A 15,349-nucleotide genomic window follows, 5' to 3' on the forward strand; every position below is an offset into this window, starting at 1 on the left:
CGAGCCGGGCAGAGCCCGGCTCTACGGCTTCAACAATACCTTGCCGTTGCGGCCGGGTTGCAGGCTGGCTTTGGCGGCCTCGGCCACCTGGTCCAATCCGAACACGCCATCCACCGGCAGGCTCAAGCCACCCTTGGCGGCGAGGGTCAACAATTCGCCTACCAGCCGCCGCTTGTCTTCCGGCGCCATCGCCTGGCTGACCTTGCTGCCCCAGAAACCCTTTACCGTGGCCTGCTTGAAGATCACATCGCCCGAACCGATCTGCATCGGTTCGCCGGTCATGGAGCCGAACGATACCAGCGTGCCGTTTTCGCTGAGCAGCTTCATCAGCTCGCCGCTGGCGGTACCTCCGACCGAATCAACAGCAGCAGAGAGCACGCCCTCCCCCACCCTTGCCTTGACCTCCCTGGCCCAGTCGTCCGACGCAGTGGAAATCGTGTTCTCGATGCCCAGCGCGTCCATCTCGGCCACGCCGTCATCGCGCCGCACCAGATTGAGGCAATGCACGCCGCGCGCCTTGGCCAGCATCGCCAGCGCCTTGCCCACCGCGCCATTGGCGGCGTTCTGCACGATCCACTGGCCCTGCTTGACCTGCAGGAACTCCAGCAGCATCAGCGCGCTCAACGGCATCGCGATCAACTGCGCGGCGGTGTTGTCGTCGATGCTGTCCGGCATCGGGATCACCATCTTCGCTGGCGCGATGAAGTATTCGGCCCAGGTGCCATGCACCGAGGCGGCACTCACCCGCTGGCCCACCTGCAGGCCGGTCACACCCTCTCCCAGCGCATCGATCACGCCGGTGCCTTCGCTGCCGCCAATCGCCGGCAAGCTGGGTTTGTAACCGTACTGGCCGCGCACGGTCCACAGGTCGTGGTTGTGGATCGGGGCCAGGACGGTGCGGACCCGCACCTCGCCGGGACCGGGCTGCGGGGTCGGCGCTTCTCCGCCATGCAGGACTTCGGTCGGGTCACCAAACTGCTCATGCAGTGCAACGCGCATGCTTGTCTCCTTCTTCAACGACGGTGGCGGTGCGCGGCGACCACGCCCGCGCGCGGGGTGCGCCAGGCGCGCGTGCGCAGCAGCAGGGTCTGCAGCACCAGCAGCGCGGCAATGGCCAGTGCCAGCACTGCAATGGTGTCGGCGCCCGGCAGCCGCCAGTTGGACTGCTTCACATACACGCCAACCAACGCCCACAGCACCGCCGCCGGATAGGCGAAGTGCCCGCGCAGGCGGTAATTCATCACCCAGGCCAGGACCGTGGCGAGGGCCAGCAGCACCAAGCTCCAGCCGAGCATGTCGCCGGTCGGCAGCCACTGGTACGCCACGATCACCTGCGCGGTGTTGAGGAAGGCGGCCATGGTCAACCAGCCGGCATGCAGTGCCAGCGGATACGCGGCAAACGCGCGTTGCCCGGCGCTCGCGGTCGGCGGCGCGGCGCGCACGGCGGCCACCAGCAGGCACACCAGCGCGGTCCAGATGATGGCCAGCGCCGGCAGGAACAGTTCATTGGAGAACACCGGCATCCACGCGGCAGTCAGCGCGAAACCCGCCGCCGCCCAGCCGCGCACGCCGGTGTTGTCGTCCGGTTTGCGCTGGCGCAGCTGCCACAGGCCGAAGATCACGTCCCACAGGAAGATCAGGCCCCAGATCGAGAACGCATACCCGGCCGCCACCAGCAGCGTGGGATAGCGGTCCGAGATCGCGCCATTGGTCGGACCGAATTCCCCGGTCTGGGACAGCCACGCCACCAACGGCATGGCCAAAGCGGCCAACAACACGATCCAGCGCATGCACCTGCTCCTCTCAAAGAGCGCCGACCATACGCCGGATCCAGTTAAAACGGTGGCACGACCGGTCTCGCCGGGGCGCTTCAACCCAATGCGTGGTGTTCGTGATCGCCGTGCAGGGCTTTCAGCGCACCGCTGCCACCGACGAAATGCCGCACGATAGGTGCGTGCTCGTTGCGGTGCAGCGCGCGTACCCGGTCCTGCAGCGCGCTGTCCTCGGCGGTCACCCGCTCGTGCTGGCGCAGATGCTCGATCCACGAGCTGGTCACGAAATACTCCATGTGCACGCCGGGCGTGGCCACGTCTTCAGCCACGCCCCAGATCACAGCGCCGTCGCGGCGGCGGGTGCGGCCGAGCTCGCCAAGCAGCCGGTGGAACGCAGCGCGGTCGGCGTCATCGATGTGGTATTCCACGGTCACCAGGACCGGGCCACGGTCATGCGTGACCGGCACCGCAAGCTCCGGCGCCGGCCAATGCCCGGCCGGACGCAGGTCCAGTTCCTCGCTGCCGGCAATGCGCACGCGCCAGACCAGCAGCCCGGCCACCACCGCGCCGATGGCGGCGGCCGTCAGCGCGAACGGGATCGAGGTGCGCTGGGCGATGCTGCCCCAGCTCAGGCCACCGGCGGCCATGCCGAGCGAGAACACCATGATGTACAGCGACAGTGCGCGTGCCCGCACCCAAGCCGGCACCGCTGTCTGCGCGGCGATCTGCAGTGAGGACAGCACCGTGATCCAGGCAAAGCCATTGACCAGCATCGCCAGCGGCAACAACGCCATGTGCCGCACCCAGGCCAACCCCAGCAGGCTCAACGCACACGCCAGCGTGGCCAGCAGCACCAGCAGGTCGCGGTCCATGCGCGCGCGCAGGCGCGGCAACAACAGGGCGCCGGTGACCGCGCCGATGCCGATGCAACCCAGCAGCAGGCCGTAGGTGCCAGCACCACCGTGCATTTCGCCGCGCACCACCAGCGGCAGCAACGCGGTAACCGCGCTGGCGAAGAAAAAGAACCCGGCCGACTTGATCAAGACCGCCTGCAGCCGCCCGGCCCGCAATGCGTAGCGCAGCCCGGCACGCAACCCGGCGCCGAAACCTTCCGGCGGCAGGCTCGAGGCCTGTGCATCCTGCTTCCAGTTGAACAGCACCCACAGCATGGCAGCAAAGCTGATTGCGTTCAGGCCGAATGCCCAGCCCGCGCCGAGCTGCGCCACGATCAGGCCCCCAATCGCCGGACCCAGCGAACGCGCGATGTTGATGCCAATGGAGTTCAACGCCACCGCAGAGGCCAGCATCGGCCGCGGCACCAGTTCGGAGACGATCGCGGCCTGGGCCGGCATCGCCATCGCCGCGCCGCAGCCCATCGCGAACGTCAGCGCCACCAACAGCGGCGGGGTCAGCATCTGCAGGCCGGTCAGCGTCGCCAGCGAGGCCGCCACCAGCAGCATCCACCCCTGGGTGAACAACAGGTAGCGGCGACGGTCGACGATGTCGGCCAGGGTGCCGGCCACCAGCGCCAGCAGCACCACCGGCACGGTCGTGGCCGACTGCACCAGCGCCACCATCAGCGGCGAGCCGGTGCGCTCGGCCATCACCCACGCGGCGGCGACATCGTTGACCCAGGTGCCGACATTGCTGCCCAGGATCGCCAGCCACATCGCCCGGAACAGCTTGATCTTCAGCGGCGACCAGGCGCCGGGGGCCGCGTTGTGTTGTGTGTCTACCATTGCCATGCTCCAACTACCGATGCAAAAAGGGTGTCGCGGCCACCTGCCGCACGCAGGCCGGGGCCGGCGTCGAACCAGGCCAGCTGACCTTTCCAGGTCCATTGCGGGCTGGCGTCCCAGCTCGTTTCCCACTTGTACTGCTGGCCGATCCGGCGCGGCGTACCGGCCGTCCCGGGTACCGCCACCAGCGGCGCCGGCGTCGTGTAGACCGCGTCGCTGCGCTGGTGCTTCCAGGCCAGCTGCCAGCCGAATTCGGTGCTCAGGCCGGGTCGCGGCGTGAGCGTCAGGGTGGGCTGAACGTCCATCAGGTTGGCCGGTGCCAGCAGGCTGGCTTCACTGAAGTACGCCGACTTGGGGTACATCGCGTTGAAGGTCCCCAGCCGGCCGTCCTGCGGGCTGCGGTCGCCACTGGCGATATCCAGCTTGATGCCGAGGCGTGGCTGCCAGCGCGCGCTCGGCCAGCGCAGCCCGCTGTCGGTGGCCAGGGTCCAGGCACGGATATCGAGGTTGCCCTGGCTGCGCGACAGCGTGCCGCGCTGCGCGACCAGTTCGATGTTGGCGTCCCAGCGCGGTTGCAGCGCAAACCAGCGCGTGCCCAGCGAGCGCCGCCGCTCGTTGCCCACGGCGCTGGCAAAGCGTGCGCCGTCGCGGCCGTAGTCGAGCAGGTACAGATCGGTGCCGTTGCCCGCACCGCCGCGTTGCCAGGTCGCATAGCCCCCGGCCAGGTGCTGGCCGCGGTCGCTGCGATCGTCGAACGCACCGCTGCGGTTCTCGACCGGGCGCAACGCCATCAGGTCGAGCTTGAACCCGCCCTGCTGCCAGCGCCCGCGCACGCCATCGAAGGCGAGCCGGACATTAGGACCGTCACGCACCGAGAGCAGCCGTGAGCTGCCGTACGCGGCTTCCTGGCGGCCGAGCTGCCAGCCCAGGTGCTCGCCGTGCCAGCGCACATAGCCCTGCTGCAGGTCGAGCGCGCCGCGATCCGTGCCGCCGGGCCCACCATCGCGGCCCTGCTCGGCGTGCACGCCGAGCTGCGCGAACCCTTCCCAACCGTCGCGCCGCACCGCCGCCGAGGTCAGCGCGCGCAGCAGGCCATAGCCATCCTCGCGACCGTTGATGCCGAACCGGGTCGGGTCGTAGTACATGCCGCGCAGGCGCAGCGAGGCGTCCAGTTGCAGCTCACCGCCCCCGTCCAGCGCCATGCAACGTCCACCGGCATCATTGGCGCAGGCACTCGCCAGCGACGGCACTGCCGTCGCCAGCGCCAGGCTCAGAACGCGAAGCACGAACATCCCAGTGCGCCCCAGAATGCATTCGGCGCGTCGGTCGGCACCGGATGCGCGGCGGCGTGACCGTGCACGTGCGTGCGGCAACCGCCGACGCCATGTGCGTGCGCATGCGCCACCAGGCCGGTGGCTGCACCGCCCACGTGGTAGCCACCGAAGCGGTTCACTGGCGACCAGTCCGGCATCGCCGGTGGCAGGGTCGGCGCCAGCGGGCCGAACTCGCCGTCGCCGTGTACCACCCGGCCGCCGACCACGGTCAGCACGCTGGTGATGTCGGCAATCGCGGCGTCGTCAACCGCGAAGAAGTCCGAAGACAGCACGCAGAAGTCGGCCAGCTGGCCCACCGCCAGCGTACCCTTGCGGCCGTCGTCGCCGGAGAACCACGCGCTGCCCTGGGTCCACAGGCGCAGCGCCTCTTCGCGCTCGAGCAGGTTTTCTTCGCCATACAGCGCCAGCCCGCCGACGGTACGCCCGGTGACCAGCCACGACAGCGCCACCCACGGGTTGTAGCTGGCCACGCGGGTGGCGTCGGTCCCGGCACCGACCGGCAGCCCGGCCTGCAGCATGCGCCGCACCGGCGGGGTATGCCGTGCCGCCTCCGCGCCGTAGCGTTGCACGAAGGCCTCGCCCTGGTAGGCCATGCGGTGCTGGATCGCCAGCCCGCCACCGAGCGCGCGGATGCGGTCGATGTTGCGCGGAGTGATGGTTTCGGCGTGATCGATGAACCAGTGCAGGCCATCGAAGGGAATCTCGCGGTTGACCTGCTCGTACACGTCCAGGATGCGGTCGATGCTTTCGTCGTAGGTCGCGTGGATGCGGAACGGCCAGCGCTTCTCGACCAGCAGCTTCACCACCTCGGCCAGCTCCGGCTCCATGCCGGGCGGCAGCTCCGGGCGCGGTTCGTTGAACAGCTCGAAGTCGGCGGCGGAGAACACCAGCATCTCGCCGGCACCGTTGTGGCGCAGCAGGTCATCGCCCTGGCGCGGCTGCAGGATCTCGCTCCAGCCACGGAAGTCATCCACTTCCTTGCCCTTGTTCTGGGTAAACAGGTTGTAGGCGATACGCACTGTCAGCTGGTCATCGCGGTGCAGCTGCTCGATGACCTGGTAGTCCTCGGGATAGTTCTGGAAGCCGCCGCCGGCGTCGATCACCGAAGTGATGCCGAGCCGGTTCAGCTCGCGCATGAAGTGCCGGGTGGAGTTGGCCTGGTATTCGATCGGCAGGCGCGGACCCTTGGCCAGGGTGGCGTACAGGATCAGCGCGTTCGGCTTGGCCAACAGCAGCCCGGTGGGATTGCCCAGGCTGTCGCGCGCGATCTGCCCACCCGGCGGGTCCGGGGTGTTTTTGTCGTAGCCGCAGGCACGCAGCGCGGCGCGGTTGAGCAGCGCGCGGTCGTACAGGTGCAACAGGAATACCGGCGTGTCGGGGGCGATGGCGTTGAGTTCGGCCAGGGTCGGCAGGCGCTTCTCGACGAACTGCTCCGCAGTGAAACCGCCGACCACGCGTACCCATTGCGGCGCCGGGGTGTTGTCGACCTGGGCCTTCAGCATGGCCATCGCGTCGGACAGCGAGCGCAGCCCGTCCCAGCGCAGCTCCAGGTTGTAGTTCAGCCCGCCGCGGATGAGGTGGGTGTGGCTGTCGTTGAGGCCCGGTACCAAGCGGCGCCCACCCGCGTCGATCACGGTGGCATCGACAAGACCTGCGCGTACCTGCGCTTCGGCGCCAATGGCGGCAATGCGCCCGTCCACCACCGCCAGCGCATCGGCCTGCGGCACGCGGGGGTCGAGCGTGGTGATGCGGGCATTGCGGATCAGCAGCGTGGTCATGAGTTTCTCCGAAGAAGTAGCGAAGGCGCGGCCGGCCAGGCCCAGCGCCACGGCGGCGCCAGCACCCAGCAGCAGGTCGCGGCGGCCAGGCAGGGAGGGATCAGAGGTCATCGTGGGGGCGCTCCGCTCACAGGGACTGCAGCGCGAGTGCGCCCGGTCCGGCCAGTGCGATGGCCAGCAGCGCCAACGTCCAGAACAGGGGGTACTCGATGCCGCCGTGCATCCAGAACCAGCCCTTGGGCAGGGCCAGCACGGCGGTGGTGGCCAGGAACAGCGCGGCAATGCCTGCCGCCGCGCAGGTCTGCCAGCCCAGCAGCACCGCCAGCCCGCACAGCACCTGAACCACCGCCAGCAGCAGCGGTGCGGGTGCGGGTGCAGGCAGGCCGAAACCGCGCAGCTCCTCGGCGAACCCGCTCAGGCCGGGGCCGCCGAACCAGCCAAACAATTTGCCCAGCGCGTGCGGCAGCAGGAAACCACCCGCCGCCAGCCGCAGCACCAGCAGCCCCAGGTCCAGGCCGGTGGTGCTGCCGGCCATGTTCAGTGGCCGCCTTCCTGCGCGCCGAACATCGCCTTGGCGTACTGGATGCCCAGGCCGTAGCCGCCGGCATGTTCGCGGGCGATGCCGGTGGTGAGGTCGTAGGTGGCGCCGCGGCCCCAGTCGCGCTGCAGTTCCAGCAGGTACTGCAGGGCGGTGACCGGCACCGCGCCGGCCTGGACCATGCGGGTCACCGCACGCTCATGCGCTTCGTCGCTGACGTCGCCACAGGCGTCGGTGATCACGTAGACCTCGAAGCCCTGCTCGATCGCCGACAGCGCCGGGCCGACGATGCAGACGCTGGTCCACAGACCGGCGAGGACCACGCGCTTCTGCCCGATCCGGTTGATCTCATCCACCACCGGCTGGTCTTCCCAGCTGTTCATGGTGGTGCGGTCCAGCACCTTCTGGCCCGGGAAGATGGCCGGCAGTTCCGGGAACATCGGGCCGGAGAACGACTTTTCGGCCACGGTGGTCAGCACCACCGGCACCTTGAAGCCGGCCGCACCCTTGGCCAGCATCTCCACGTTGTTGCGCAGCGCTGCGATATCGATGTTGCGCGTGGCGAACGCCATCTGCGACTGGAAGTCGATCAGCACCAGGGCGTGATTGGTCGGCGAGAGCAGCGAGCTGCCCGGAACGGCGGTGGCGGTGGTCATCGGAAGTCCTTGCGGGAGGGATAACGAAATGGTGACGCTCGCCGCGCCAATGCCCTACCCCCCTTGGGTGGTGGGCGCAGCTACTCTTTTGGGGGAGACGCCGGTGCTGCTACCCCATTGCGGCCCCCTTGCGCCTGCCCCGAATGGGGAGTCATGCGCTGCACCCGGCCTGAGACAATCCGCGCATGCAGCGTGTGCCCTTCGTACCCCGATCGACCGCCCCGGCGACCGTGCGACGGGCGCGCGGCTGGCTGCTGGCGGGCGCGCTGTTCCTGCTGTCCGCCCTTCCCGCCGCAGCGGCCGCACTGTCCGACTACGAACACAGCGCATGGCGGGTCGGCCAGGGCGCACCTGGCGACATCTGGGACATCGCCCAGCTGGCCGACAACCGCCTGCTGCTGGCCAGCGGCGCCGGCCTGTACCGCTTCGACGGGCGCCAGTTCGAACGCGTTACTCCGCCGAACGGCGGCTCCTTCCCTTCGGCGAACATGACCTCGCTCGCGGTCGATGCGGACGGCACGGTGTGGATCGCCTATTACAACGGCGGCATCACCCGGCTCGACGCGCATGGCGCGCGCGACTTCGGCAGCCGCGACGGACTGCGCCCGGGGTTGATTCCGCGCCTGCAGCGCGATGCCAGTGGCCGCCTGTGGGCGGCTTCCGACGCGGGCCTGCGCTGGTTCGATGGCAGACGCTGGCAGGCACCCACGGCTGCCATGGGCATCGGCGACATTGCCGCGCACTGGGCGCTGCGCGACCACCGGGGCACGCTGTGGCTGCTCGCCGGCGGCCAACTGTGGCGGCTGCGCGCGCATGCCACGCGCTTCGAACGTCCTGGCCTGGCCGTGTCCGCGTTCTCTTCGCTTGCGCTGCGCGGCGACGGCCAGCTGTGGTTGGCAGATCGCCAACGCGGGGTCATGCCTATTGCCGATGCGCGCGGCGTGCTCACCGCCACACAGCGGGAGGCACGGCGCCTGCCGGGGCTGCTCGCTGGGCGAATCCAGTTCGCCGCCGACGGCAGCCTGTGGGGCAGCTTCGTCGCCAACGGCGGCATCTTCCATGTCACACAGGGCGACAGCGGGCAACGTATCGAACGCTTCGATGCCGCACAGGGCCTGGCCTCCACCACCGCCGGTCCGCTGCTGCAGGACCGCGAAGGCAACGTCTGGGTGGGCACCAATCTCGGACTCAACCGCTTTCGCGAACACCAGGTGCATGCGCTGGCCCTGCGCGGCACGGGGGACCCGCTGCAGGCGCTGTACCGTGCCCCCGACGGCGAGGTGTTCGGCCATGGCGCCGACCTGCAGCCGCTGGCGCTGCGCCGCGCGTTGCGCGATGCCGCGCCTGCAGTGCAACGGGACGCCGCCAGGACCACCGCGCAACCCCTCTGGCTGGGTGACTGGAATGCGCTCGTGCGGATCGTCGACGGCCAGCGGGAGGCCCTGTCGCCGCCCGGCTTTCCGGTGCCGCACGAACTACGTGCGCTGCTGCCGCTCGGTCGCGCCGAGGCCTGGTTCTGCCTGGGCAGCGACACGCTGCTGCAGTACCGCGCGGGTCGCTGGTCGCGCGACCCAGCGTTGCCGCGCCAGGGCTGTACGGCATTGGCCGCCGGCAGCCACGGCCAGCGTCTGATCGGCTACCCGGACGGCACCCTGCGCATCGGCAGCAACGGCCACTACCGCCACTACACCCGTGCCGACGGGCTGGACGTTGGTCCGGTCACTGCGGCTGCACAGGCTGGCAACCGGATCTGGGTGGCCGGCGAGAACGGGCTGGCGCTGCTCGGCCACGACGGTCGCTTCCGCACCGCGCGCGCCGCAGGCGATGGCCTGTTCGAAGGCATCACCGGGATCGTCCGCGACGCGCACGGCCATTACTGGTTCAACGGCAGCCGTGGCCTGGTCCGCGCCGGGGCCGTTGCGTTCGAGCGCGCGGTCGATGCCGGTCGGGAAACCGCGCCGCGCCTGTTCGACACGCCCGATGGCATGCCCGGCATCGCCACCCAGGCCAGCCCGGTGCCAAGCGCGGTACTGGCCGCCGACGGCCTGCTCTGGCTTGCTACCAACCAGGGGCTGGCCTGGCTCGACACGCAGAAGGTGCGCACCGACGCGCTGCCGCTGGTGCCGAGGATCGGTACGCTGTCCTCCGCCGGTACCCAGCAACCGCTGCGCGACGGGCTGCGGCTGCCAGCGGGCACCGCGCAGCTGCAGATCGACTACCAGGCCGTGTCGTTGTCGCGCCCTGAGCGCGTCCGCTACCAGCACCGCCTGGTCGGGCTCGACGACCAGTGGCAGGACGCCGGCAACCTGACCCGCGCGTTCTATACCAACCTGCGGCCCGGCGCGTATCGCTTCGAAGTACGGGCCGCGAACGAAGACCAGGTCTGGAGTGCCGCGCAGGCCCAGCGCAGCTTCCGCATCGCACCGCAGTGGTACCAGACCGTCTGGTTCGGTGCCGCCTGCGTGCTGGCCATGCTGGCGCTGATCGGCCTGGCGATGCGCCTGCGCAGCCACAGCCTGACCCTGCTGGTGCGCGCGCGGCTGAAGGAACGCCACGCCGAGCGTGAGCGGATCGCACGCGAGCTGCACGACACCCTGCTGCAGGGCACCCAGGGACTGATCCTGCGCCTGCATGCGGTCAGCCACTCGCCGCAGGCCACACCCGCCGTCCGCGCCGCGCTGGAGGCGGCCATGCAGCAGGCCGAGCAGGCACTGGGCGAGGCGCGCGAGCGGGTGCGGCTGCTGCGCGACGGCAGCACCGACTACCAGGACCTAGGCGCGGCGCTGGTCCAGGTGTATGGCGAACGCGTCGACGATGTCGACAGCCCGGCGCTGCGCCTCAACATCGAAGGCACGCCTCGGCCGCTGCGCCACGATGCCGCCGAAGAGGTCTTCCTGATCGGTCGCGAGGCCCTGCTCAACGCGCTGCAGCACGCCTCGGCCGCCGCCGTCGATATCGAACTGGCCTACGCGCGGCGCGGACTTCGCCTGCACATCCGCGATAATGGCAGCGGCCTGCCACCGCAGCTGCCCGACGACCGCTGGGGTCTGGTCGGCATGCGCGAGCGCGCCGAGCGCCTGGGCGCGCGGCTGCGGCTGTGGTCGCGCCCGCAGGTCGGTACCGAAATCGCCTTGTTCCTGCCCGGCGAGCGCATCTATCGCCATCACCACCGGCGCTGGCGCTGGCGGCGCACCACCGGAGAGACCGCATGACCGCTGCATCCCCGCCCATCGGCATCCTGGTGGTCGACGACCACCCCCTGCTGCGCGACGGCCTGGCCGCGCTGCTGGGCCTGCAGCCGGACATGCACCTGCTCGGCGAAGCGGCCGACGGCGAAGAGGCCGTGGCCCAGTTCCTGGCCCTGCAGCCGGACGTGGTGCTGATGGACCTGCAGCTGCCCGGCGTGGACGGGGTCGAAGCCATCACCCGGATCCGCCAGCACGACCCGCGCGCGCGGATCATCGTACTCACCACCTACCGCGGCGACGTACGCGCGGTGCGTGCCCTGCAGGCCGGGGCCAGCGGCTACCTGCTCAAGGACATGCTGCGCCACGAGCTGGTCGACACCATCCGCACCGTGTACAGCGGCCGGCGCGCCGGCATTCCCGCGCCGCTGGCGGCCAGCATCGCCGCGCACGTGGTCGAAGACAGCCTGTCCCCGCGCGAAACCGAAGTGTTGGGGCACGTGGCCGGCGGCCGCTCCAACAAGGGGATTGGCGAGCGCATGCACATCTCCGAACAGACCGTCAAAGCGCACATGAAGAACATCATGGAGAAGCTCGGCGCCCGCGACCGCACCCACGCGGTCACCCTGGCGCTCAAGCGCGGCATCATCAGCCTCGATGATGCCGGCGAACCCACGCCCTAACGCCGGCGCACCACGAAACTCATCCCGGCTGTGGTCACCGCCAGCATCGCCACCCCGCTCCACCCGAAGTGCGCGAGCATCACCGCACCCAGCGCACCGCCCGCAGACATGCCCAGGAACACGCCGGTGAACAGCAGCGCATTGAGCCGGCTGCGCGCTTCCGGCGCCAATCCGTAGACCAGGGTCTGGTGCGAGACCAGTGCGGCCTGGAAGCCGAAGTCGAACACCACCGCGCTGATCGCCAGCAACGGCAGGATCGCCGCCTGCGACAGCCACGGGTCCAGCAGCAGCAACGCGAATCCGGCCAGCGCGATCACGATCGCGATGCGCGCCACCGCATGGCTGCCGAGCCGGTCGGCCCAGCGCCCGGCCAGCGGCGCGGCCAAGGCACCGGCCGCACCGGCAATACCGAATGCCCCGGCCACGGCGCTGCCCAGCTGGAAGCGCGTGTGCAGCATCACTGCCAGGGTCGACCAGAACGCACTGAAGCCCACCGCCAGCAGCCCCTGCGCGTACACCGCACGCCGCAGCGGCGGCTGCCCGCGCCACAGCCCGAACAACGAGCGCAGCAGCGCCGGATAGCCCAGCTTCGTGGTCGGCGCCATGTGCGGCAGCTCGCGCGCCAGGGCCAGCGCCATCAGCACCACCGAGCCGGCCGCGAAGCCGAACATCGCCCGCCAGCCCAGCCACTGCGCGACCAGCCCGCTGGCCACCCGTGACAACAGGATGCCCAGCAGCAGGCCGGTCATCACCTTGCCGACCACCGCGCCGCGGTGTGCCTCCGGTGCCAGCGTGGCGGCGGCAGGCACCACGTCCTGCGCCACCGTGGCCATCAACCCGATCAGCAGGCTCGCCAGCAGCAGCGTCGGCAGGTTGCCGGCGATGGCGGCGAAGGTCAGCGCCGCCGCGAGGACCAGCGACTTCACCAGGATCAGGCGACGGCGGTCGAAGCGGTCGCCCAGCGGTGCCAGCAGCAGGATGCCCAGCGCGTACCCGAGCTGGGTGAGCGTGGGCACCATGCCCGTGGCCTGCTCACCGCTGCCGAGGCCGCCGCTGATGACGCCCAGCATGGGCTGGCTGTAGTAGATGGACGCGACGGAGAACCCGGCGCCGGCCGCGAGCGAGACGATCAATCGTGCAGGGACGCCATGTGCGGCGTGGGACGGCACTGCGGGGATATGCGTGGTGGACATGAGGCGCTCCAGCCAGAAAGAGGATGCCGCAAGGTTCCTCTCTGTCCGCCCATGCGTGTAGTAGGCTTGGGTACATATCCATCATACGAAGGTTGTATGACCACACCGTCCCCCGCCGCCGGCGCGGACCGGATCGACCTGCTGCATACCTTCGTACGCATCGTCGAGAGCGGCAGCCTGTCGGCCGCTGCCGTGCAGCTGGGCACCACCCAGCCCACTGTCAGCCGACGGTTGCAGACCCTGGAACGTCTGTTCGGCCTGCACCTGATCCAGCGCTCCACGCACCAGATGACCCTCACCGAGGATGGGGAGCGCTGCTACGCCCACGCCCGCGCGCTGGTGGACGACTGGGACGCGATCCAGGCCGACCTGCGCGGCGAGGTCGACATGCCGCGCGGGCGGCTGCGCGTGGTGGTGCCGCATGCCTTCGGCCAGGCCCAGCTGCTGGAGCCCATGCTGCAGTTCATGGCGCGCCACCCGCAGGTGACCCTGGAATGGATGCTGGAAGACAGCCCGGTGGACTTCATCGCCGATGGCATCGACTGCGCGATCCGGGTCGGCGGCGTGGATGCGCCGCAGCTGGTCGCGGTGCCGCTGGCCGAAGTGCCGCGGATCGTCATCGCCGCGCCGACGCTGCTGGGTGCGGCCGACCCGCACGACCCCGGCCTGCTGCCCGGGCTGCCGTGGATCGCGCTTACCACCTTTTACCGCGAACGCTTCAGCCTGATGCCCGCCGATGACGGCCCGGCCCTGCGGGTGGACATCCAGCCGCGCCTGCTCACCGACAATCTGTTCGTAGTGCGCCGCGCAGCGCTGTCCGGGCTGGGGGCGGCCGTGGTGTCGGCGTGGCTGGTGGCCGACGACCTGCGCGAGGGTCGACTGGTGCAGCTGGTGCCCGGCTGGGAGGCGCCGCCGCTGCCGGTTCACCTGGTGTACCCCGCCGCGCGGCAGATTCCCCCGCGCCTGCGCGCCTTCATCGACAGCATGAAGGCCAGCCTGCCGTATACCCATGGCATGCGTTCATTGCCTGCGCCGCCTCGCCGAAACCCGGGTTGATTTTGCACGGACTGCATAACATAGCCTCTGCTATATTCGAGGCATGAGCGCACACCCCACCACCCCCACCCCCAGTCTCGGCGAAATGCACGCCAGCGTCGCCGTGCCCAGCGGTGGCCACTGGTGGTTCCGGCTGCTGGCCTTCCTCGGCCCGGGCTACATGGTGTCGGTGGGCTACATGGACCCGGGCAACTGGGCCACCGACATCGCCGGCGGCGCGCAGTTCGGCTACCTGCTGCTGTCGGTGATCCTGCTTTCCAACCTGATGGCGATCGTGCTGCAGGGACTGTCGGCGCGGCTGGGCATCGCCACCGGGCGCGACCTGGCCCAAGCCTGCCGCGATCACTTCTCCAAGCCGGTGAACCTGTGCCTGTGGCTGCTGTGCGAGGTCGCGATCATTGCCTGCGACCTGGCCGAGGTGATCGGCACCGCGATCGCGCTGAAGCTGCTGTTCGGCCTGCCGTTGTTGATGGGCGCGATCATCACCGCCGTGGACGTGGTACTGGTGCTGTGGCTGATGAATCGTGGCTTCCGCGCGCTGGAGGCGTTCGTGATCGCGCTGCTGCTGGTGATTTTCGCCTGCTTCGCGATCCAGATCGCGCTGGCCGCGCCGCCGTTGCACGCGGTACTGGGCGGGTTCATTCCACGCGCCGAGGTGGTGACCAATCCACACGCGCTGTACCTGGCGATCGGCATCATCGGCGCCACGGTAATGCCGCACAACCTGTACCTGCATTCGTCCATCGTGCAGACCCGCGCCTATCCGCGCACCGACCCGGGCCGACGCAGCGCGTTGCGCTGGGCGGTGACCGACAGCACCATCGCGCTGATGCTGGCGCTGTTCATCAACGCCGCGATCCTGATCCTGGCGGCGGCGGTGTTCCATGCCAACGGTCGTACCGACGTGCAGGAGATCGAACAGGCCTACGAACTGCTGGCGCCGATGCTCGGCGTGGGCGTGGCCTCCACGCTGTTTGCGGTGGCGTTGCTGGCCTCGGGGATCAACTCCACAGTGACAGCCACGCTGGCCGGTCAGATCGTGATGGAAGGATTCCTGCGCCTGCGGATCGCACCGTGGGCGAGGCGGTTGATTACCCGGGGCATCGCCATCGTGCCGGTGGTGATCGTGACCGCGATCTATGGCGAACAAGGCACGGCCAGGCTGCTGGTGCTGAGCCAGGTGGTGCTGTCGATGCAGCTCCCGTTCGCGGTGATCCCGCTGGTGATGTTCGTGGGCGACAAGTCGCGCATGGGCGCGCTGGTGGCGCCGCGCTGGTTGCTGGGGCTGGCGTGGGTGATCGGCGCGGTGATCGTGGTGTTGAATGTGAAATTGCTGGTTGGGTTTTTCTTCGCGCACGGCTCTTGACCTCAATCACGGTTGAGGTGGCACCCTGTCGCATCTGCAGACAACGCAT

12 protein-coding genes are annotated in these 15,349 nt (G+C 69.6%); 4 read left to right on the forward strand and 8 right to left on the reverse strand.

The features are described from left to right. Positions 1 to 21: 21 nt before the first annotated feature. The 7 genes from RYM47_RS03680 to RYM47_RS03710 form a co-directional block, all read right to left on the reverse strand. Complete coding sequence (locus tag RYM47_RS03680) at positions 22 to 999, reverse strand: zinc-binding dehydrogenase (protein ID WP_315386159.1); 978 nt, start codon at positions 997 to 999, stop codon at positions 22 to 24. A gap of 14 nt (positions 1,000 to 1,013) precedes the next feature. Next, positions 1,014 to 1,790 carry a hypothetical protein gene (locus RYM47_RS03685; protein ID WP_315386161.1) on the reverse strand — a complete coding sequence of 259 codons (777 nt, stop codon included), beginning with the start codon at positions 1,788 to 1,790 and terminating at the stop codon, positions 1,014 to 1,016. A gap of 80 nt (positions 1,791 to 1,870) precedes the next feature. After that, the gene (locus tag RYM47_RS03690) at positions 1,871 to 3,511 is read right to left on the reverse strand and encodes an MFS transporter (protein ID WP_315386162.1); all 1,641 of its coding nucleotides are present in this window, start codon (positions 3,509 to 3,511) and stop codon (positions 1,871 to 1,873) included. Beyond that, entirely contained in the window at positions 3,505 to 4,803 is a 1,299-nt protein-coding gene (locus RYM47_RS03695) for an alginate export family protein (RefSeq protein ID WP_315386164.1), read from the reverse strand. The genes RYM47_RS03690 and RYM47_RS03695 overlap by 7 nt, the downstream gene beginning before the upstream one ends. Further along, complete coding sequence (locus tag RYM47_RS03700; protein WP_315386290.1) at positions 4,782 to 6,623, reverse strand: amidohydrolase; 1,842 nt, start codon at positions 6,621 to 6,623, stop codon at positions 4,782 to 4,784. Before RYM47_RS03700 ends, RYM47_RS03695 begins: the two co-directional genes overlap by 22 nt. Positions 6,624 to 6,750: 127 nt before the next feature. After that, a complete protein-coding gene (locus RYM47_RS03705) occupies positions 6,751 to 7,158 on the reverse strand; it encodes a DoxX family membrane protein (RefSeq protein WP_315386165.1) in 408 nt (135 codons plus the stop codon). A gap of 2 nt (positions 7,159 to 7,160) precedes the next feature. Next, entirely contained in the window at positions 7,161 to 7,817 is a 657-nt protein-coding gene (locus tag RYM47_RS03710; RefSeq protein WP_315386166.1) for a hydrolase, read from the reverse strand. A gap of 185 nt (positions 7,818 to 8,002) precedes the next feature. Between RYM47_RS03710 and RYM47_RS03715 the strand changes: the two genes are divergently transcribed. Both RYM47_RS03715 and RYM47_RS03720 read left to right on the forward strand, forming a co-directional pair. Beyond that, positions 8,003 to 11,029 (forward strand): triple tyrosine motif-containing protein, encoded by a 3,027-nt coding sequence (locus RYM47_RS03715; protein WP_315386167.1) that lies wholly within the window; start codon positions 8,003 to 8,005, stop codon positions 11,027 to 11,029. Continuing rightward, positions 11,026 to 11,685: a response regulator transcription factor gene (locus RYM47_RS03720; RefSeq protein ID WP_315386168.1), complete on the forward strand. Its 660-nt coding sequence runs from the start codon at positions 11,026 to 11,028 to the stop codon at positions 11,683 to 11,685. The genes RYM47_RS03715 and RYM47_RS03720 overlap by 4 nt, the downstream gene beginning before the upstream one ends. On the opposite strand, the gene RYM47_RS03725 is transcribed toward RYM47_RS03720, so the two are convergent. Beyond that, a complete protein-coding gene (locus RYM47_RS03725; protein WP_315386170.1) occupies positions 11,682 to 12,878 on the reverse strand; it encodes an MFS transporter in 1,197 nt (398 codons plus the stop codon). The genes RYM47_RS03720 and RYM47_RS03725 overlap by 4 nt on opposite strands. 96 nt (positions 12,879 to 12,974) lie before the next feature. Between RYM47_RS03725 and RYM47_RS03730 the strand changes: the two genes are divergently transcribed. Both RYM47_RS03730 and RYM47_RS03735 read left to right on the forward strand, forming a co-directional pair. Further along, entirely contained in the window at positions 12,975 to 13,934 is a 960-nt protein-coding gene (locus tag RYM47_RS03730; RefSeq protein WP_315386171.1) for a LysR family transcriptional regulator, read from the forward strand. Between the two features lie 43 nt (positions 13,935 to 13,977). Then, positions 13,978 to 15,300 (forward strand): Nramp family divalent metal transporter, encoded by a 1,323-nt coding sequence (locus RYM47_RS03735; protein WP_315386172.1) that lies wholly within the window; start codon positions 13,978 to 13,980, stop codon positions 15,298 to 15,300. Positions 15,301 to 15,349 lie beyond the last annotated feature (49 nt).

It is taken from the genome of uncultured Stenotrophomonas sp. (genome assembly GCF_963519125.1).
Lineage (GTDB): Bacteria > Pseudomonadota > Gammaproteobacteria > Xanthomonadales > Xanthomonadaceae > Stenotrophomonas.

What these genes read in the sequence shown, in the direction of transcription:
- RYM47_RS03680 (WP_315386159.1), bottom strand. Translation starts at nt 999, where the DNA reads ATGCGCGTTGCACTGCATGAGCAGTTTGGTGACCCGACCGAAGTCCTG.
- RYM47_RS03700 (WP_315386290.1), bottom strand. Translation starts at nt 6,623, where the DNA reads ATGACCACGCTGCTGATCCGCAATGCCCGCATCACCACGCTCGACCCC.
- RYM47_RS03730 (WP_315386171.1), top strand. Translation starts at nt 12,975, where the DNA reads ATGACCACACCGTCCCCCGCCGCCGGCGCGGACCGGATCGACCTGCTG.
- RYM47_RS03685 (WP_315386161.1), bottom strand. Translation starts at nt 1,790, where the DNA reads ATGCGCTGGATCGTGTTGTTGGCCGCTTTGGCCATGCCGTTGGTGGCG.
- RYM47_RS03710 (WP_315386166.1), bottom strand. Translation starts at nt 7,817, where the DNA reads ATGACCACCGCCACCGCCGTTCCGGGCAGCTCGCTGCTCTCGCCGACC.
- RYM47_RS03705 (WP_315386165.1), bottom strand. Translation starts at nt 7,158, where the DNA reads ATGGCCGGCAGCACCACCGGCCTGGACCTGGGGCTGCTGGTGCTGCGG.
- RYM47_RS03725 (WP_315386170.1), bottom strand. Translation starts at nt 12,878, where the DNA reads ATGTCCACCACGCATATCCCCGCAGTGCCGTCCCACGCCGCACATGGC.
- RYM47_RS03695 (WP_315386164.1), bottom strand. Translation starts at nt 4,803, where the DNA reads ATGTTCGTGCTTCGCGTTCTGAGCCTGGCGCTGGCGACGGCAGTGCCG.
- RYM47_RS03720 (WP_315386168.1), top strand. Translation starts at nt 11,026, where the DNA reads ATGACCGCTGCATCCCCGCCCATCGGCATCCTGGTGGTCGACGACCAC.
- RYM47_RS03715 (WP_315386167.1), top strand. Translation starts at nt 8,003, where the DNA reads ATGCAGCGTGTGCCCTTCGTACCCCGATCGACCGCCCCGGCGACCGTG.
- RYM47_RS03690 (WP_315386162.1), bottom strand. Translation starts at nt 3,511, where the DNA reads ATGGTAGACACACAACACAACGCGGCCCCCGGCGCCTGGTCGCCGCTG.
- RYM47_RS03735 (WP_315386172.1), top strand. Translation starts at nt 13,978, where the DNA reads ATGAGCGCACACCCCACCACCCCCACCCCCAGTCTCGGCGAAATGCAC.